At 61.9% G+C, this 18,986-nt stretch carries 17 protein-coding genes; 8 read left to right on the plus strand and 9 right to left on the minus strand.

What is annotated here, in order from left to right; all coding sequences use genetic code 11:
* Positions 1 to 54 precede the first annotated feature (54 nt).
* From Tal182_RS08045 to Tal182_RS08065, 5 genes are all read right to left on the minus strand, one after another.
* Positions 55 to 510, minus strand: a complete 456-nt coding sequence (locus Tal182_RS08045) for a molybdenum cofactor biosynthesis protein MoaE (RefSeq protein WP_085859109.1) — start codon at positions 508 to 510, stop codon at positions 55 to 57.
* Between the two features lie 261 nt (positions 511 to 771).
* On the minus strand, positions 772 to 1,026 hold the full coding sequence (gene moaD / locus Tal182_RS08050) for a molybdopterin converting factor subunit 1 (RefSeq protein WP_064801643.1): 255 nt from the start codon (positions 1,024 to 1,026) through the stop codon (positions 772 to 774).
* Positions 1,023 to 1,613 carry a CDP-diacylglycerol--glycerol-3-phosphate 3-phosphatidyltransferase gene (pgsA, locus tag Tal182_RS08055; protein ID WP_011424811.1) on the minus strand — a complete coding sequence of 197 codons (591 nt, stop codon included), beginning with the start codon at positions 1,611 to 1,613 and terminating at the stop codon, positions 1,023 to 1,025. The genes moaD and pgsA overlap by 4 nt, the downstream gene beginning before the upstream one ends.
* 158 nt (positions 1,614 to 1,771) lie before the next feature.
* Complete coding sequence (uvrC, locus tag Tal182_RS08060; RefSeq protein ID WP_064801645.1) at positions 1,772 to 3,811, minus strand: excinuclease ABC subunit UvrC; 2,040 nt, start codon at positions 3,809 to 3,811, stop codon at positions 1,772 to 1,774.
* The gene (locus tag Tal182_RS08065; protein ID WP_085859110.1) at positions 3,808 to 4,575 is read right to left on the minus strand and encodes an SDR family oxidoreductase; all 768 of its coding nucleotides are present in this window, start codon (positions 4,573 to 4,575) and stop codon (positions 3,808 to 3,810) included. The genes uvrC and Tal182_RS08065 overlap by 4 nt, the downstream gene beginning before the upstream one ends.
* 365 nt (positions 4,576 to 4,940) lie before the next feature.
* On the opposite strand from Tal182_RS08065, the gene Tal182_RS08070 reads away from it, so the two are divergent.
* Positions 4,941 to 5,576 (plus strand): outer membrane protein, encoded by a 636-nt coding sequence (locus tag Tal182_RS08070; protein WP_085859111.1) that lies wholly within the window; start codon positions 4,941 to 4,943, stop codon positions 5,574 to 5,576.
* Between the two features lie 86 nt (positions 5,577 to 5,662).
* On the opposite strand, the gene Tal182_RS08075 is transcribed toward Tal182_RS08070, so the two are convergent.
* Entirely contained in the window at positions 5,663 to 6,259 is a 597-nt protein-coding gene (locus tag Tal182_RS08075) for a glutathione S-transferase (RefSeq protein WP_085859112.1), read from the minus strand.
* Between the two features lie 60 nt (positions 6,260 to 6,319).
* A complete protein-coding gene (locus tag Tal182_RS08080) occupies positions 6,320 to 7,189 on the minus strand; it encodes a 23S rRNA (adenine(2030)-N(6))-methyltransferase RlmJ (protein ID WP_085859113.1) in 870 nt (289 codons plus the stop codon).
* Positions 7,190 to 7,205: 16 nt separating this feature from the next.
* Here Tal182_RS08080 and Tal182_RS08085 point away from each other — a divergent pair, with 16 nt between their 5' ends.
* The 3 genes from Tal182_RS08085 (at position 7,206) to Tal182_RS08095 (ending at position 11,312) form a co-directional block, all read left to right on the plus strand.
* Positions 7,206 to 9,410 (plus strand): molybdopterin oxidoreductase family protein, encoded by a 2,205-nt coding sequence (locus Tal182_RS08085; RefSeq protein WP_085859114.1) that lies wholly within the window; start codon positions 7,206 to 7,208, stop codon positions 9,408 to 9,410.
* A complete protein-coding gene (locus tag Tal182_RS08090; protein ID WP_085859115.1) occupies positions 9,407 to 9,997 on the plus strand; it encodes an NUDIX domain-containing protein in 591 nt (196 codons plus the stop codon). Before Tal182_RS08085 ends, Tal182_RS08090 begins: the two co-directional genes overlap by 4 nt.
* Before the next feature lie 145 nt (positions 9,998 to 10,142).
* Positions 10,143 to 11,312, plus strand: a complete 1,170-nt coding sequence (locus tag Tal182_RS08095; RefSeq protein WP_085859116.1) for an alpha-D-ribose 1-methylphosphonate 5-triphosphate diphosphatase — start codon at positions 10,143 to 10,145, stop codon at positions 11,310 to 11,312.
* On the opposite strand, the gene purN is transcribed toward Tal182_RS08095, so the two are convergent.
* Together purN and purM are read right to left on the minus strand one after the other, a co-directional pair.
* Positions 11,309 to 11,980: a phosphoribosylglycinamide formyltransferase gene (purN, locus tag Tal182_RS08100; protein ID WP_064842597.1), complete on the minus strand. Its 672-nt coding sequence runs from the start codon at positions 11,978 to 11,980 to the stop codon at positions 11,309 to 11,311. The two genes, Tal182_RS08095 and purN, sit on opposite strands and share 4 nt — an antisense overlap.
* Positions 11,977 to 13,050 carry a phosphoribosylformylglycinamidine cyclo-ligase gene (gene purM / locus Tal182_RS08105; RefSeq protein ID WP_085859117.1) on the minus strand — a complete coding sequence of 358 codons (1,074 nt, stop codon included), beginning with the start codon at positions 13,048 to 13,050 and terminating at the stop codon, positions 11,977 to 11,979. The genes purN and purM overlap by 4 nt, the downstream gene beginning before the upstream one ends.
* A 244-nt stretch (positions 13,051 to 13,294) precedes the next feature.
* Here purM and Tal182_RS08110 point away from each other — a divergent pair, with 244 nt between their 5' ends.
* From Tal182_RS08110 to ppx, 4 genes are all read left to right on the plus strand, one after another.
* A complete protein-coding gene (locus Tal182_RS08110) occupies positions 13,295 to 14,419 on the plus strand; it encodes an AI-2E family transporter (RefSeq protein WP_064801663.1) in 1,125 nt (374 codons plus the stop codon).
* Positions 14,412 to 15,125 (plus strand): DnaA regulatory inactivator HdaA, encoded by a 714-nt coding sequence (gene hdaA / locus Tal182_RS08115; RefSeq protein ID WP_085859118.1) that lies wholly within the window; start codon positions 14,412 to 14,414, stop codon positions 15,123 to 15,125. Before Tal182_RS08110 ends, hdaA begins: the two co-directional genes overlap by 8 nt.
* 65 nt (positions 15,126 to 15,190) lie before the next feature.
* Positions 15,191 to 17,395, plus strand: a complete 2,205-nt coding sequence (locus tag Tal182_RS08120) for an RNA degradosome polyphosphate kinase (protein WP_085859119.1) — start codon at positions 15,191 to 15,193, stop codon at positions 17,393 to 17,395.
* An 11-nt stretch (positions 17,396 to 17,406) separates the two neighbouring features.
* Positions 17,407 to 18,927, plus strand: coding sequence for an exopolyphosphatase (gene ppx / locus Tal182_RS08125; RefSeq protein ID WP_064801668.1), 1,521 nt, complete (start codon positions 17,407 to 17,409; stop codon positions 18,925 to 18,927).
* The last annotated feature ends 59 nt before the right edge of the window (positions 18,928 to 18,986 follow it).

Below are 18,986 nucleotides of genomic sequence, written 5' to 3' on the forward strand. Positions count from 1 at the left end.
ATGGCGCATGATGTTATCCGAAAACCGCGCACACTTTTCGGCATCGTGCTCTGATCACTTCCACTTGTCGCGCGCCGCATCGTCGGCGTCTTTCGCCGCGACCCAGTCGCCCTCGGCGCCGTCCTTGCCGTGCTCCTTCTTCCAAAAGGGAGCTGCGGTCTTGAGGAAATCCATGACGAAATTGGCGCCGTCGAAGGCCGCCTGTCGGTGCGGGGCGGTTGCGACGACGAGCACGATATTCTCGCCGGGAGCGATCTTGCCGTAGCGGTGGATGGCGGTCAGCCCGAGCAGCCCGAAACGGGTGATGGCGAGTTCGCCGATGCGGGTCATCTCGGCTTCGGCCATGCCGGGATAATGCTCGAGTTCAAGCGCCACCAGCGTGCCGCCTTCGTCACGGCAGAGGCCGGAGAAGGTGACGACGGCGCCGACGCCGGCTTTGCCCTTGGAGAGGCGATCGACCTCGGCTTGCAGGTCGAAGTCCTCGCGCTGGACGCGGATGGTGGGGGTCACAGCGAAATCCTCCGCTGCTTTGATGCCGCTGTGAAGAATGCGGAAAGGCTGTGCCGTGTCCGCCCCCCTCTGGCCTGCCGGCCATCTCCCCCACAGGTGGGGAGATTACAAGTGGGGTGCTCTTCCCACCCGTTTACCGTTTCGTTGGGCTGAAACGTTGATTGTTTGGAGAGACCGGTGCGCCCAGCCGATCTCCCTCCTTGTGGGGGAGATGCCCGGCAGGGCAGAGGGGGGTAGCGACATGGCACCACCGTCACCGTCTCATCCCCCCGTCATCGGCGGAAAGATCCCGATCTCACGGGGAGCTCCAATCGGCTCATCATGCTCGACATGCTCCATATCCAGCGCCACACGAATGACCTCTGGATATTGAAGTGCGGCTTCATATTCCTCGCCCAGCGTCTTCAAATGATTCAGAAGATCGGCGACGGTGACGACGGAGGAGGGGAGGTCGATCTCCTCCTCGCCCTTGCCGATGCGCTCGCGCACCCAGGCGAAATAGACAAGCCGCGTCATTCCTCGTCATCCACGATATGTTTCAGCCCGGCACGGAAATAGTCATAGCCGGTATAGATGGTCAGCAGTGCCGCGATCCACAAGAGCGCGATGCCGGTCTGCGTCGTATAAGGGAAAATCTCGTCGCCGGCCGGGCCGGCGAGCAGGAAGGCGATGGCAACGAGCTGCAGCGTCGTCTTCCACTTGGCGATCCGCGTCACCGGCACGCTGACCTTCAGCGCCGCCAGATATTCGCGCAGGCCGGAAACCAGGATCTCACGGCAGAGAATGATGATTGCCGCCCAGATCGACCAGCCGGCGATGGTCTGGTCGGCCGCGACCAGGAGTAGGATCGAGGCGACCAGCAGTTTGTCGGCGATCGGATCGAGCATCCGGCCGATATTCGACGTCTGGTTCCAGATCCGCGCGAGATAGCCGTCGAGAAAATCGGTGATCGAGGCGATGATGAAGATCCACAGCGCCACCCAGCGCGCCGTATTGCTGATCGACAGTCTGCCCTCGACGAAGAAGCAGAGAACGATCAGCGGCACGGCGAGGATGCGGCCGTAAGTCAAAAGGTTGGGAAGGCTGTACGCACGCGATGCCATGGATCGTTTCTCTGAATTGATGCGCCGCTGCAGCGCCGCGTCTTTACGAAAACCGATTCCGATTTTCGGGTCGATGTAGATGACGGCTTTGGCCAGGGACCGTCAACATTCTTTCTGTCTTTTCACCGCCATTGCGTGGAATTTGCGACGGCCGCCGCTTATTTCGCGGCGTCGTCGTGGAAATGGTTATAGACCTGCTTTGCCACGGCTTCCGAAATACCTTCCACCGCCATCAGATCGGACAAAGCGGCACGAGAAACCGCCTTCGCCGTGCCGAAATGCTGGAGCAGCGCGCGTTTGCGTGACGGGCCGATACCGCCGATCTCGTCGAGCGGGTTCTTGACCATTTCCTTCTTGCGCCGCGCCCGGTGCGAGCCGATCGCAAAACGATGCGCTTCGTCGCGCATGCGCTGGATGAAATAGAGCACCGGATCGCGCGGCGGCAGTGTGAAGCTCTCGCGCCCGGGCGGAAAGAAGCGCTCCCGCCCGGCGTCGCGATCGACACCCTTGGCGACGCCGATCGCCGTCACGCTGTCAGTGATACCGAGTTCGGCCAGGATGGCGCGCACCGCCGTCATCTGCCCCTGGCCGCCGTCGATGAGGATCACATCCGGCCAGGCGGGGAAGGGCATGTCAGCGGCGTCGGCAGCTGCTGCCTGCGCCGTCCGGTCGGGAATGCCTTCCTCCTTGATCAGCCGCGAGAAGCGCCGCGTCATCACCTCCTTCATCATTCCGAAGTCGTCGCCGGGGGTGATGTCGGTCGATTTGATGTTGAACTTGCGGTACTGGTTCTTTACGAAGCCTTCCGGCCCCGCCACCACCATGCCGCCGACGGCATTGGTGCCCATGATATGCGAGTTGTCGTAGATTTCGATGCGTTGCGGCGCATAGGCGAGCCCAAACGTTTCCTTGAAGCCTTCCAGCAGCCGCGACTGCGACGCCGTCTCGGCGAGCTTTCGCCCATGCGCTTCGCGCGCATTGCCGACCACATGCTCGACGAGATCGCGCTTCTCGCCGCGCTGCGGCACGAGAATGGAAACCTTGTGGCCGGCCTTTTCGCTGAGCGCTGCGGCGAGCAGTTCCAGTTCCTCGACGGTTTCCGACAGCATGATCTGTTTCGGCACCGGCTTATCGTCGTAGAATTGCGCGAGGAAGGCATTCAGAACTTCGGCGCTTGATAATTGCGGATCGGCTTTCGGGAAATAGGCGCGGTTGCCCCAGTTCTGGCCGGTGCGGAAGAAGAATACCTGAATGCAGGAGACGCCGCCTTCGTGGTGGATGGCGAAAACGTCAGCCTCCTCGACGCCGGCCGGGTTGATGCCCTGGTGGCTCTGCACATGCGACAGTGCTGCCAGGCGGTCACGATAGATCGCCGCCCGCTCGAAATCGAGATCCTCGGCCGCCTGGTTCATGGCCTCCGCCATATGCGATTTCACCTTCTGGCTCTTGCCGGACAGGAAATCTTTCGCCTCCTGTACGAGCTCGGCATAACCCTCATCGCTGACCTCGCGCGTGCAAGGCCCGGAACAGCGCTTGATCTGGTAGAGCAGGCAGGGTCGCGTGCGTGTTTCGAAGACGCTATCGGTGCAGGTGCGGATCAGGAAGGCGCGCTGCAACGAATTGATCGTACGCCCGACTGCGCCGGCCGAAGCGAAAGGCCCGAAATAGTCGCCCTTTCGCGCCCTGGCGCCGCGATGCTTGAAAATCGCCGGTGCCCGGTGATCACCGGTGATGAGGATGTAGGGAAAGGACTTGTCGTCGCGCAGCAGCACGTTAAAGCGCGGCCGCAAGCGCTTGATCAGATTCGCTTCCAGAAGCAGCGCTTCGGTTTCCGTGCGCGTCGTCACGAACTCCATGTTCGCCGTCTGTCGCACCATCTGGGCGATGCGGTTGGAATGGACGCGGCCGACGGCGTAGTTGCCGACACGCTTCTTCAGGCTGCGCGCCTTGCCGACATAGAGCACGTCTCCCTCGGCATTGAACATGCGGTAGACACCGGGGCTGTTCGGCAGCCGCTTGACGAATTCGGCGATCAGTTCGGCGCCGACAAGCCCGGTCTCGTTGAGGCTGCCCACATTCCAGTCGACCGCAGCCGCCAGAGGGGCGGCGGAAACCTCGCCTTCCACCTCGATATCGTCTTCGCTCTCATCCGTATCGTCGTAGAGAACGCCGCCATCCGGCAGCTTTCGTCCGTTCATTCCGTAATCTCCGCCACGTCGGGCGTCTGCCAGGCAAGGTGCTGGCCGCCGTCGAGGGCAATCATCTGGCCGGTGATCGAGGGCGTGTCGTAAAGGAAGCGAATCGTTTGTCCGAATTCTTCCAGTGCCGGCCCTCGCTGCAAGATAAGGGCTGAGACCTGCGCTTGGAAGTCCTCCAATGCTTGCCGCTCGCTCGGCATCGAGGGGCCGGGGCCGATCGCATTGACGCGAATGCGTGGCGCCAATGCCTGGGCGAGCGTCTGCGTTGCCGTCCACAGCGCGGACTTGGAGAGCGTATAGGAGTAGAAGCTGGGCCTCAGTGCCCAGACCCGCTGATCAATGATGTTGACGATCATCCCCGCTGCCTCGGCGGGCACCTGCTGCGCGAAGGCTGCCGCAAGGATCGACGGCGCACGCACATGCAGGTCGAAGTGCAGAGCCCATGTGTCGGCGTTGAAACTACGCGCGGAATCATGCTGGAAGACCGACGCATTATTGACGAGCAGATCGAGAGGCCCAAGCGCTTCCGACGCCTTCGCGACCAGTTCGCCCGCCTCGCCGATATCGGTAAGATCGGCCTGCAACGCGACCGCTCTTTGTCCCTTTCGCCGCAATTCAGCCGCCAGCTCTTCCGCTTCGCGGACGGAGCTGTTGGCGTGGATCGCGACGGAAAAGCCATTTGCAGCAAGGTCTTCGGCGATTGCCCGGCCTATTCTCTTGGCCGCCCCTGTTATCAGGGCTGAGCGAAGTCTTTTGTGGTTCAAAATCTTGCCTTCTGATCCCGCGAGTCTGTGTGCAACCTATATAAGGGCGGGCGGAGATTATATAAATAGGCGGCCACGGTTGCATCCATGGCCGAGATATTCTATGTATTATTTAATAATGTGATTTCTTAAAATCGATATTTTAAGTTTAACCATTCGGTAGGGTTAATGAAACCTATGTTGCTCGCAAGCAACATCGAATTTCCGCCATCCGGCAGCCACAATGATATCACAATTTGGCTCTTTCAAATCCGCAATTCAGTTCCAATTTCAGTCTCGATCCGGAAGGGACATCTGGCAATTTCCCCGCCAATGCTTCGCTGAGAGGCAGATGATAAGCGGCGCGGGACTGAAAGGAGAAAAGTATGCGTGTACTCATTGCTGGCCTCATGGCCTCCACTTTTGCGATTGCGGGCGTTTCGGTAGCTCAGGCGGCTGATGCCGTCGACCAGGTTCCGGAAGCACCGGTTGCTCAGGAAGCCCCGGTCAAGCCGGCCGGCAACTGGGAGGGCTTCTACCTCGGCGGCGCCGGCACCTACAACATGGGTGATTTCGGTTCCGACCGCCACACCTACGGTTTCGGCGGCCAGGTCTTCACCGGTTACAATTGGCAAGCAGGCCAGATCGTTTACGGCGTTGAATCCGATCTCGGCTACAGCGGCGATGACGTCTCCTCGGGCGGCGTCAAGAATAAGTATGGCTGGAACGGCTCCGTCCGTGGCCGCGTCGGCTACGACATGAACCCCTTCCTGCTCTACGGTACAGCCGGTCTTGCCCTCGGCAACGTCAAGGTTTCCGACGGCACCTCGGACGAAAGCAAGACGAACTACGGTTATACGGTCGGCGCCGGTGTCGAAGCCTTCGTGACCAACAACATCACGACGCGCCTCGAATATCGCTACACCGACTACCAGAGCAAGGACTACGACCTCGACTCCGGCAGCTTCTCGCGCGGTTACGACGAGAACAGCGTCAAGCTCGGTATCGGCGTGAAGTTCTAAGCCGATTGAACATCCCAATATGCAGAAGCCGGGCTCATCGCCCGGCTTTTTGCTGTCCGGCGCTCCGTTTCAGCTCCGGATCAGGCTCAGGCGCTGGCTTTGAGCTCACGATGAGCAGGGAATTTCTTTTCGAATTGCGCCAGCCAGTCGACAAGCGGCGCGTGATCGGCTTCCCACTGGTCCTTGAAGCGCAGGTCGAGATAGTCGAGCGTGGCGGCCAGCGCGAAATGCCCGCCATTGAGCTTCTTGCCGAGTTTCGGCGGCTTGGCGCCGAGATGGGCGAGCCCGGCCGTCACCTTCTTCCATTGCCGGTCGATCCAGGGCTGGTGAACCTTTTCTTCCTCGCGGAAGCGGCGCTCGTAGACAATCGTCAGCAGGCAGTCGCAGATACCGTCGCAGAGCGCTTCGAGAACTTCCGCATCCGTGCGCTTGCCCTTCTTGGAGGGGTAGAGCCGGCCCTTCGTCAGCCTGTCGAAATAATGCATGATCGCGACGCTATCGAAGATCGAGGCTCCGTCGTCGGTCAGAAGCGTCGGAATCTTGCCGAGCGGATTGTTGTCCACCAGGATCGCCGGTCCGGTATTGGTATCGACCCGGATGGCGTCGATCTCGATATCCAGAAAGTGCGCGGCCATCCGCACCTTGCTGGAATAGGGCGAGGCGGGTGAGCAGAGGAGCTTCATGGGACACCTGATGAGGCTGTGGGGCTGTGGGACGGACTATCCCCGATGCGGATTACCCGGTCAATCGCCCTTGACCGTCTTGTTCTCGCCGCGCAGCCAGAAGGCGCGGTGCGAGGCGAAGCGGTCCTGGGCCAGGTGATCCTTCAGCGCCGGAAGCATCTGGTGCAACTCATCCTTTAATGTGAAGGGCGGATTGACGACGACGAGGCCGGAGCCGGTCAGTCCAGTAATGCCGCGGTCGCTGCGAACGGTGAGTTCGGCGCAAAGCATCTTCGGGATGTCGAGCGCCTGCAGAGTCTCGTGGAATTCCTTGATCGGCGCGCCCTTCTTCAGCGGGTACCAAAGGCAATAGGTGCCGCCGGGAAAGCGGCGATAGGCCTTTTCCAGCCCTTCGGCCAGGCGTTCATATTCGTCCTCTTCCTCGAACGGCGGATCGACCAGCACAATGCCGCGCTTCTCCTTCGGCGGCAGGTGCGCGCCGAGCGCCAGCCAGCCGTCGAGCTCGGTGATGCGGGCATGGTGATCGCCCTCGAACAGCCGGTGCAGCCGGGCGTAATCCTCCGGATGCAGTTCCATGGCCGACAGCCGGTCTTGCGGCCGGAACAGCATGCGCGCAAGTTTCGGCGATCCGGGATAGAAACGGATGCCACCCTCGGGATTGAGTTCACGGATCGCCGAGAGGTAGGGCTCCAGCAGCTCGGAGACCTGAGGCCCGAGTTCGGCCTCCATCAATTTGCCGATGCCAGCCTGCCACTCGCCGGTTTTCTGCGCTTCCTCGGAGGAGAGGTCGTAGAGGCCGATGCCGGCATGCGTGTCGAGCACGCGGAAGGCGCCCTCCTTCTTCTGCATGTAGCGGATCAGCCGCGCCAGCACGGCATGTTTCAGCACATCGGCAAAATTGCCCGCGTGGTAGATATGGCGGTAGTTCATTTTCGCTGATGCCCGTATGAATTCGTATCATGGGGAGTTTTTCTGGCTTTTGGCCATGCAGGCCTTGGCATATACAAATGCCATGAATAATGCGACCCCCATCGACGCCAAATCCCCGAAGCTGGACAGCAAGATCGGCCACACAGCCTGTCCGCACGACTGTCCCTCCACTTGCGCGCTGGAGGTTGAGATATCGGAAGACGGCCGCATCGGCCGCGTGCGCGGCGCCGGCGACCATTCCTATACGTCGGGCATCATCTGTGCCAAGGTCGCCCGGTATGCCGAGCGGCTCTACCATCCTGACCGCCTGATGCACCCCTTGCGCCGCGCCGGCCCCAAGGGGGCAGGGCAATGGCAGCAGATTTCCTGGGACGATGCGCTGGATGAAATTGCCGAAGCCTTCTTAAAGGCCGAGGCGAGGGACGGCAGCGAGGCGGTCTGGCCCTATTTCTATGCCGGCACCATGGGCTGGGTGCAGCGCGACTCGATCGATCGCCTGCGTCACGCCAGGCGCTATTCCGGCTTTTTCTCGTCGATCTGCACCAACCCGGCCTGGACCGGCTTCACCATGGCGACCGGCGTGCTCCGCGGGCCTGATCCGCGTGAGATGGGCCGCACCGATTGCGTCGTCATCTGGGGCACCAATGCGGTCTCGACCCAGGTCAATGTGATGACCCATGCCATCAGGTCGCGCAAGGAACGCGGCGCCAAGATCGTCGTCATCGATATCTACGACAATCCGACGATGAAGCAGGCCGATATGGCGCTGATCGTCAGGCCTGGCACCGACGCTGCACTCGCCTGCGCCACCATGCACATCGCCTTCCGCGACGGCTATGCCGACCGCGACTATATGGCGAGATATGCGGATGATCCGGGCGGTCTCGAAGCGCACCTGAAGACGAAGACGCCGCAATGGGCCGCTGCCATCACCGGCCTTTCGGTCGAGGAGATCGAGGCCTTTGCCCGCCTCGTCGGCACGACGAAGAAGACCTTCTTCCGCCTCGGTTACGGTTTCACCCGCCAGCGCAACGGCGCGGTCGCCATGCATGCGGCCGCCTCGATTGCTACCGTTCTCGGCTCCTGGCAATATGAGGGCGGCGGCGCCTTCCATTCGAACAGCGATATCTTCCGCATGAATAATGCGGAATTGACCGGCCGATCGATGAAGGATGGCGATATCCGCATGCTCGACCAATCGCAGATCGGTCGCGTGCTGACCGGAGATCCGGTGGCGCTGCGCCATCGCGGTCCGGTGACGGCGATGCTGATCCAGAACACCAATCCGGCGAACATCGCTCCCGAACAGCGCCTCGTCAGACGCGGCTTTGCCCGCGACGACCTTTTCGTCGCCGTCCATGAGCAGTTCATGACCGAAACGGCGGAGATTGCCGACATCGTGCTGCCTGCGACCATGTTCGTCGAGCATGACGATATCTATCGCGCCGGCGGCCAGAATCACATTCTTCTGGGACCGAAGCTGGTCGAGCCGCCACCGACCGTGCGCACCAATCTCTTCGTGATCGAGGAATTGGCAAAACGCCTCGGCGTCGCCGATCGCCCCGGTTTCGGCTTTACCGCCCGCGAGATGATCGACCGCATCCTCCAATCGAGCGACCTGCCGGACTACGACCATTTCCTCGAACATAAATGGTTCGATCGCCAGCCGGCTTTCGAGGACGCCCATTTCCTGAACGGCTTTGCCCATCCGGACGGCAGGTTCCATTTTCGCCCGGACTGGATCAATCAGCCGGCGCCAAACAAGCCGCCGGCCGCGATCGGCGCGCTCGGCCCGCATGCCGAACTGCCGGCCTTCCCCGATCAGGTCGATGTCATCGAAGTTGCCGATCCAGAGCATCCCTTCCGTCTCGCCACGTCGCCGGCGCGCAACTTCCTGAATTCGAGTTTTTCCGAGACCAAGACCTCGCGTCAAAAGGAAGGTCGCCCGGAGGTGATGATCAATCCTGTTGATGCCGAGGCCAATGGCATTGCGCATGGCGAGCTCATTCGCATCGGCAATAGCCGCGGCGATCTGCGCATCCATGCCCGCATCACCATCGAGGTCAGGCCGGGCGTGCTGATCGCCGAGGGCCTCTGGCCGAACAAGGCGCATGTGGACGGCGAGGGCATCAACGTTCTGACGGGCGCCGATCCGGTCGCTCCTTATGGCGGCGCGGCCGTGCACGACAACAAGGTCTGGCTTCGCAAGGACACGGTATGATGCAGCCGAAATCGCGGGTGAAGATCGTCGGCGAGGAAATCCTGTCGAATGGGTGGACGCGGCTGAGCAGCTATCTGCTCGACTATATCGACCGAAAGGGCGCGACACAGCGGCTGAAGCGGGAGGTCTACCACCGCACGCCGGCCGCTTGCATCCTGCTTTATGATCCGAAACGCGATCTCGTCGTTCTCGTCCGCCAGTTCCGTCTCGCCGTTCATCTGAACGGCGATCCCGCATGGATGATCGAGGTGCCGGCCGGCCTTCTTGATGACGACCATCCCGAACAGGCGATCCGCCGCGAGGCGATGGAGGAGACCGGCTATCGCCTGCGCGAGGCGCGTTTCCTCTTCAAATGCTACATGTCGCCGGGCGCAATCAGCGAAGTCGTCCACGTCTTCGCAGCCCTGATCGACACCGCCGATCGCGTGGCCGAAGGCGGCGGTCTGGACGAGGAACACGAGGATATCGAGGTCCTGGAAATCCCGCTCGACGAAGCCGCGCGGATGATCGAGACCGGCGAGATTTTCGACGCCAAAACGATCATGCTTTTGCAATGGGCCGCGTTGAACCGGGATAGGATCAGATAGCGAGGTGAGCGCGTCGGAGGACGTGCGGTTGCAGCCATGACGTTCCCGAAAGGAGCCGTCGGCGCTCGAGAATTCATACGCTTGTTACGAAGCGGTTCTATCCGCTGCGGTTTGTCGATCATCGGATGCGGTCAGGAGAAAGCCCATGTGGCTCAGCAATTTCACCCTCGTTCTCCCCGACGAGGCGGTGAGCGAAGGTTCCGTGCGTGTTGAGGACGGCGCCATCGCCGAGATCCGGCCGGAGCCGGTTTCCGGCGCGGCGATCGATGGCGGCGGGCGGCTGCTGATGCCGGGCTTCGTCGACCTGCACGGCGACATGATCGAGCGCGAGATCGCGCCGCGGCCGAACGCGACCATGCCGATCGATTTCGGCATCCACGAACTCGACAAGAAGCTTGCCGCTGCCGGTGTGACGACAGCCTTTGCCGCGGTCTCTTTCGCCACCGAAAGCGTCTATGGTCACGTCCGTTCGCTGGAGACGACGTCGGCGGTGATCGAGGGCATCAACCGGCTGCGCGACGATCTCCTGATCGACCACCGCGTCCATGCCCGTTACGAAATCACCAATGTCGGCGCCGCTCCCGCACTCGAGCGCCTGCTGAATGCCGATCAGATCGACATGGTTTCGCTGACCGACCACACGCCGGGTCAGGGCCAGTACAACAACCTGCAAAGCTACATCCTCAGCATTTCCGAGCGCCGCGCCATCTCCGAGGAGATGGCCGCCGAGATCGTCGCCAAGCGCATCGCCATGCGCAGCAATCCTGAGATCGAGGCGAAGCTCAGGGAGATCGTCGCGCTGTCGCTGAAACACAAGCTCTCGCTTGCCTCGCATGACGATGACAGCGTCGAGAAAGTCGCCGAAATGCATGATCTCGGCGTCACCATCAGCGAGTTTCCGGTCACCGCACCTGCGGCCGAAGAGGCGCGCCGCCGCGGCCTCTGGACGCTGATGGGCGCACCGAACGCTCTGCGCGGCCAGTCGATGTCGGGCAATCTCAGCGCCCTCGACGCTGCAAGGGCCGGGCTGCTCAGCGTCATCGCCGCCGATTATCACCCGGCTGCCTTTGTGCCCGGCATCTTCAAGCTCGCCGACATGGTGGAAGGCGGCCTGCCTTCAGCCGTCGCCATGGCGACCGGCAACGCCGCCCGCTCCGCCGGTCTCTTGGACCGTGGCGAAATCGCCATCGGCCAGCGCGCCGATCTGGTCGTCGTCGAGCCGGGCGACATCCACCGCATCCGCGCCACCTTCCGCTCCGGCCGCTTCGTCTACAGCGACGGCACGCTGCATCAGCTGCGGGCGCTGGCGGCTTAAGCGCGATCGCCGATCAGCGAAATCAGCTGGGCTTTGGGTGCAGTGCCCGAAGCCTCGACTCCGACGGCTTTGCCGCCTTGCATCGTCACGCGGCCTTCAGCGAAGAGCCGCAGTGCCTGTGGATAGATCTGGTGTTCGACGGTGAGCACGCGCGCAGCAAGGCTTTCGGCCGTGTCGCCGGAAAGAACCGGAACGGCCGCCTGGCCGATGACCGGGCCTTCGTCCATGCCCTCGGTCACGAAATGCACCGTGCAGCCGGCGATGCGCATGCCGGCGTCGATGGCGCGCTGATGGGTGTGGAGGCCGGGAAACAGCGGCAGCAGGGAAGGGTGGATGTTGAGCATCCGGCCTTCGTAACGCTGGATGAAGGTCGGCGTCAGCAGCCGCATATAGCCGGCCAGGCAGAGGATGTCGGGGGAAAGTTCGTCGAGCGCCGAAAAGATCGCCGCTTCATGCGCGTCTTTGCTGGCATAGTCCTTGCGGGGAAAAGCGAAGGTGGCGATGCCTTCGGCGGCCGCCTTGGCAAGCCCGCCGGCCTCAGCCTTGTCGGAAATCACGCCGACGATTTCGGCCGGATAGTCGGCGGCTTTTGCCGCCGCGACCAGCGCCATCATGTTGGAGCCGCCACCTGATATGAAGACGACGACGCGTTTGCGCGGCGTGCTCATATGGCAAGCGTACCCTTGTAGACCGTGCCGGCAGCGCCTTCGGCGCGGGCGATCATGCGGCCGAGCGTGACGACCTTCTCGCCTTCAGCCTCAAGCGCCTGCGATACCGCGGCGACATTCTCTTCGGCGACGACGACGATCATGCCGATGCCGCAGTTGAAGGTGCGCAGCATTTCCTTCGCTTCGACGCCGCCCGTCCGGGCGAGCCACGAGAAGACCGGCGGAACCTTGACGGCCGCAAGCTCGATCTCGGCCGCCAGATGCTTCGGCAGGACGCGCGGAATATTCTCCGGGAAGCCGCCCCCGGTAATATGGGCGAGCGCCTTCAGCGCACCGGTTTCGCGGATCGCCTTCAACAGTGGCTTCACATAGATGCGGGTCGGCTCCAGCAGCGCTTCGCCAAGCTTCCTGCCTTCGGCGAACGGCGCCGGCGCGTCCCAGCCGAGGCCGGACAGTTCCACGATCTTGCGGACCAGCGAGAAACCGTTGGAGTGGACGCCGGAGGAGGCGAGACCGAGAATGACGTCGCCTTCGGCAATGTCGCCGGAGGGGAGCAGCTTGCCGCGCTCGGCGGCACCGACGGCAAAGCCGGCAAGATCATAGTCGCCGGAGGAATACATGCCGGGCATCTCGGCGGTCTCGCCGCCGATCAGCGCGCAGCCGGCCTGCCGGCAGCCGGCGGCAATGCCGCCGACGATCGCAGCACCCTGGTCGGGATCGAGCTTGCCGGTGGCGAAATAATCGAGGAAGAACAGCGGCTCGGCACCCTGAACGACGAGATCGTTGACGCACATGGCGACGAGATCGATGCCGACCGTGTCGTGATAGTCCGCGTCGATTGCGATCTTCAGCTTGGTGCCGACGCCGTCATTGGCGGCGACGAGGACCGGATCGGTAAAGCCCGCCGCCTTGAGATCGAAGAGCCCGCCGAAGCCGCCGATCTCGCCGTCGGCGCCCGGACGGCGCGTCGAGCGCACCGCCGGCTTGATCTTCTCGACGAGGAGGTTGCCGGCATCGATGTCGACGCCCGCGTCGCTATAGGTCAGGCCGTTTTTTCCAGACTGGCTCATGCTGGTCTCCGATGGCTATTTCCAGGCGGCAGACGCGCCGCGTCATCTGCCGGTCGCAATTGCATGACAGGGGCATTTATGCAAGCGCTGCATGGGAAAAGCCCCCAATTTCCCGCGTCTTTAACCGGCCTATCCGGGATTTGGCGTGATAGGGTTGACCATCTTTGCGCCTGCATCCTATGTGCTGAATGGCCGCGTCGGACAAGAGGTGGCGTTCGGCGGCGGCGAGTGAAACGGGGAAGCAATGCCACAGCATGTCAGCGGCAACAGTCTGAAGCGCCAGATCTTCTTCTGGCTGGCCGTGCTCGTCTTCTTCATCGCCTTTCTCTATGTCTTCAGCTCTATCCTCTTGCCGTTCATCGCCGGTATGGCGATCGCCTATTTCCTCGATCCCGTCGCCGACCGGCTGGAGCGCCTGGGCCTCAGCCGCATGATGGCGACGGTCGGCATTCTGATCGCCTTTGTCATCGTCTTTGCGCTGGCGCTGATGATCCTCATTCCCGTGCTGATCAGCCAGTTCAACGATTTCGCCGAGCGCCTGCCGAGTTACATCAGCCAGCTGCAGAAATTCATCGCCCAGTCGCAGCATTCGCTGCTGCCGCAGTGGATCAGGAGCCAAGTCGGCACGATCAAGGATAATTTCTCAGGAATCCTCTCCGAAGGCATGGGCTTTCTGACCGGGCTCTTCGCGCAGATCTGGAATTCCGGCAAGGCGATTGTCGACGTCATCTCGCTGCTCGTCGTCACCCCCGTCGTCGCTTTCTATATCCTGCTCGATTGGGACCGCATGGTTGCCAAGGTCGATCAATGGATTCCGCGCGATTATGTGAATGATGTCCGCCAGATCGCCAGTGAGATCGATCAGGCAATCGCCGGTTTCATCCGCGGCCAGGGCTCACTCTGCCTCATTCTCGGTATTTATTATGCCGCCGGCCTTTCCCTCGTCGGATTGAATTTCGGCCTCTTGATCGGCCTCTTCGCCGGTATGATCAGCTTCATTCCCTATGTTGGCTCGCTGGTCGGCCTCGTTCTCGCCGTCGGCGTGGCGATCGTGCAGTTCTGGCCGGATTATCCCTGGATCGGCCTGGTGCTGGTCGTCTTCTTCAGCGGCCAGTTCCTCGAAGGCAATATCCTGCAGCCGAAGCTCGTCGGCTCTAGCGTCGGCCTGCATCCGGTCTGGCTGATGTTTGCGCTGTTTGCTTTTGGCGCGCTCTTCGGCTTCGTCGGTCTTCTGGTCGCCGTGCCGGCTGCCGCCGCCGTCGGCGTCCTTGTTCGCTTCGCGCTTTCGCGCTACCTTCAGAGCGATCTTTATTTTGGCGGGTCGCCGAGCGCCCGCGCTCAGAAGACGAAATCAGTTCCCAATGAGTGACGTGAAGAACGCTGATCCGAAGCGCAAGGCCGGAGAGCAGCTGCCATTGGCCTTTTCGCACGACGCCGCAAGCGGCCGCGACGATCTTCTGATTTCGGAGCGGCTGGCCGCCGCCGTGTCGATCGTCGACGCCTGGCCGGCATGGCCGTCGCCGGTAGTCGTGCTCGCCGGCCCGGTCGGTTCGGGGAAATCGCATCTCGCCCGCATCTGGCAGGAGTTGAGCGGCGCCGTCAGCATTCATCCCGAACTCGGTTCGGACGCGGCTGTCGCTGCCGCTGCCGGTCCGGTGCTGTTCGAAGATGCCGACCGCCTCGGCTTCGACGACAATGCGCTTTTCCACGTCATCAACAGCGTGCGCGAAAACGCCACCAGCCTGTTGATAACAAGCCGTCTCTGGCCGATCTCCTGGCCGGTTTTGCTGCCCGATCTGCGCTCGCGTCTGAAAGCTGCGACCGTCGTCGAGATCGGCGAACCCGACGAGGCCTTGCTGTCGCAAGTGATCGTCAAGCTCTTCGCCGACCGGCAGATTTATATAGATGACAAACTCGTGCTCTATATCGTCAACCGGATGGAGCGCTCGTTGAACGCGGCCCAGACGATTGTCGAAAGGCTTGACCGGCTGGCCCTGTCGCGGGGCACGAAAATCACCCGAGCTCTTGCTGCCGAAGTATTGAATGAATTGGGAAATTCGGAACCGGCCGATTGACTGTCACAGTTCCGTCGTGAAACTGATATAATTGCCGTCGCGATTGAAAACGGGGTAAGCCGACCATGGACAGCGCAGTCGCAGAACATCAGGAACTCACTCCGGAAACCAACGACAACGTGCCCCCGCTGGAAGAGTTGCTGGCAAGCCCCGAGCGCTTCATCAACCGCGAATTCTCCTGGCTGCAGTTCAACCGCCGTGTCCTGGAAGAGACGCTGAATACCGAACATCCGCTGCTCGAGCGCGTCCGCTTCCTGTCGATTTCGGCCGCCAACCTCGACGAGTTCTTCATGGTGCGCGTCGCCGGCCTCGAAGGTCAGGTGCGCCAGAACATCGCCATCCGCAGCCCTGACGGCAAGACACCGGCCGAACAGCTCGATTCGATCCTGCAGGAGATCGACCATCTGCAGATGGAGCAGCAGGCCTCGCTCGCGGTGCTGCAGCAGTATCTCGCCAAGGAAGATATTCTGATCGTGCGCCCGGGCGCCCTGAGTGATGCAGACCGCCAGTGGCTGGCGGCCGAATTCGAACAGGCGATCTTCCCGGTGTTGACGCCGCTATCCATCGATCCGGCCCATCCGTTCCCCTTCATTCCCAATCTCGGTTTTTCGATCGGGCTGCAGCTCGTCAGCAAGAATGGCCGCGAACCGATGACGGCACTGCTGCGCCTGCCGCCGGCGCTCGACCGCTTCGTCCGCCTGCCGGATGACGCGAACACAATCCGCTACATCACGCTGGAAGACGTCGCCAATATCTTCATCCACCGTCTCTATCCGGGCTACGAGGTGCAGGGTTCCGGTACGTTCCGCGTCATCCGCGACAGTGATATCGAAGTCGAGGAAGAGGCCGAGGATCTCGTGCGCTTTTTCGAGACGGCACTGAAGCGGCGCCGCCGCGGCAAAGTCATCCGCATCGAGACCGATTCGGAAATGCCGGCCTCGCTGCGTCAGTTCGTCGTGCAGGCACTCAGCATCCCCGACAATCGCGTCGCCGTTCTGCCGGGGCTCCTGGCGCTGAACACTCTGTCCGAGATCACCAAGGCGCCGCGCGACGATCTCAGGTTTCAGCCCTACAATGCGCGATTTCCTGAGCGCGTCCGCGAACATGCCGGCGACTGCTTCGCCGCCATCCGCGAGAAGGACATGGTCGTCCATCACCCCTATGAATCCTTCGATGTGGTGGTCCAGTTCCTTCTCCAGGCTGCGCGCGATCCTGACGTTCTGGCGATAAAGCAGACGCTTTACCGCACGTCTAACGACAGCCCGATCGTCCGCGCTCTGGTCGATGCCGCCGAAGCCGGCAAGTCGGTGACGGCGCTGGTGGAACTCAAGGCCCGTTTCGACGAAGAGGCGAATATCCGCTGGGCGCGCGATCTCGAACGCGCCGGCGTGCAGGTCGTATTCGGTTTCATCGAGCTCAAGACCCACGCCAAGATGTCGATGATCGTCCGCCGCGAGGAAGGGAAGCTCAGAACCTATTGTCACTTGGGAACCGGCAACTACCACCCGATCACCGCCAAGATCTATACGGATCTCTCCTATTTCACCTGCAATCCCGTCATCGCCCACGACATGGCGAACATCTTCAACTTCATCACCGGCTACGGCGAACCTGAAGAGGGCATGCAGCTCGCCGTCTCGCCCTATACGTTGCGCTCGCGTATCCTGCGCCACATCGAGGAAGAGATTCAGCATGCCAGGAACGGTGGGCCGGCGGCGATCTGGATGAAGATGAACTCGCTTGTCGACCCCGACATCATCGATGCGCTCTATCGCGCCAGCCATGCCGGCGTCGAAATCGATCTCGTCGTGCGCGGCATCTGCTGCCTGCGTCCGCAGGTGCCCGGTCTCTCGGAGAAGATCCGCGTCAAGTCGATCGTCGGCCGCTTCCTCGAACACAGCCGTATCTTCTGCTTCGGCAACGGCCATGGCCTGCCGTCGGACAAGGCGCTGGTCTATATCGGCTCGGCCGACATGATGCCGAGAAATCTCGACCGCCGCGTCGAGACCATGGTTCCGCTGACGAATCCGACTGTTCATGAGCAGGTCTTGTCACAGATTATGCTCGGCAACGTGATTGACAATCAACAAAGCTACGAGATATTGCCCGACGGTACGTCGCGGCGCATGGAAGTGCGCAGGGGCGAGGAACCGTTCAATGCGCAGCAGTATTTCATGACCAATCCGAGCCTGTCGGGCCGTGGTGAAGCTCTGAAATCAAGCGCGCCGAAACTGATCGCCGGTCTGCTCGAAGGCCGCAACAACAAGTAAAACTGGACCATATGGTTGAATCTGAAGCCCAGGGGCGCCTTCCAGGGATCGCCCCGGTCTCCGTCGTCGACATCGGATCGAATTCCATTCGTCTTGTCGTCTACGAAGGCCTGTCCCGTTCGCCTACGATCCTCTTCAACGAAAAGGTCCTCTGCGGCCTCGGCAAAGGCATAGCCGTCACCGGCAAGATGGATGAAGAGAGCGTCGCCCGGGCTCTGGCGGCGCTCCACCGTTTCAAGGCCCTGTCCGATCAGGCGCGGGCCGCCACCATGTATGTGCTGGCGACGGCCGCCGCCCGCGAGGCGAGCAACGGTCCCGACTTCATCCATCAGGCCGAGACGATCCTGCAGCGCCACGTCCGGGTGCTGTCAGGTGAGGAGGAGGCTCGCTTCGCCTCGCTCGGCATCATCAGCGGCTTCTTCAATCCTGACGGCATTGCCGGCGACCTCGGCGGCGGTTCTCTTGAACTGATCGACATCAAGGGCAAGGAGGTCGGCAAGGGCATTACGCTGCCGCTTGGCGGTCTGCGCCTGTCGGAATATGCCGGCGGCTCGCTCCCCAAGGCGCGAACTTTTGCCCGCAAGCAGGTGAAAACGGCAAAGCTCCTGGCGAAAGGCGAGGGGCGCACCTTCTACGCCGTCGGCGGCACCTGGCGAAACATCGCCAAGCTGCACATGGAGATTACCAATTATCCGCTGCACATGATGCAGGGTTATGAAGTGTCGCTCGAAGCGATGATGCTGTTCCTCGATCAGGTGGCCACCGCGCGCGATTCCAAGGAGCCGGCCCTTCAGGCGGTCTCCAAGCATCGCCGTTCGCTGCTGCCCTTCGGCGCCATCGCCATGAAGGAAGTATTGAGCGTCATGAAGCCGTCGGTGATTTCCTTCTCGGCGCAGGGCGTGCGCGAGGGATATCTCTATTCGCTGCTGTCGGAGGCCGAGCGCCGCGCCGATCCGTTGTTGGCTGCCGCCGGCGAACTGGCGATCCTGCGTGCCCGTTCGCCGGAGCATGCCCGCGAGCTGGCGGAATGGACCGGTCGGATGATGCCCTTGTTCGGCGTCCAGGAAACCGAAGAGGAAAGCCGCTATCGTCAGGCCGCCTGTCTGCTTGCCGATATCAGCTGGCGCGCCCATCCCGACTATCGCGGCCTGCAGGCGCTGAACGTCATCGCCCACTCCTCCTTCGTCGGCATCAGCCATCCCGGCCGCGCCTTCATCGCGCTCACCAATTATTACCGTTTCGAGGGCTTGCATGACGACGGCGCCACCGGTCCGCTGGCGCAGATCGCCACCCCTCAGTTCATCGACCGCGCCAAACTGCTCGGCGGCATGCTGCGGGTCGTCTATCTCTTCTCGGCCTCCATGCCCGGCATCGTCAAGAACCTGACCTTCCGCAAATCGTCAAACCCGGACTTCGACCTCGAATTCGTGGTACCGCCGGAATACCGGGACTTCGCCGGCGAGCGCCTGGACGGCCGCCTGCAGCAGCTGTCGAGGCTGACGAACAAGAGGCTGGCGTTTCGGTTCGAGTAGGTTGATTTGCGGCGGTTGGGCCATGGGCACCCCCTCTGCACTGCCGGGCATCTCCCCCA

The sequence above is a fragment of the Rhizobium sp. TAL182 genome (genome assembly GCF_002117725.1).
GTDB classification, from domain to species: Bacteria; Pseudomonadota; Alphaproteobacteria; order Rhizobiales; family Rhizobiaceae; genus Rhizobium; species Rhizobium esperanzae.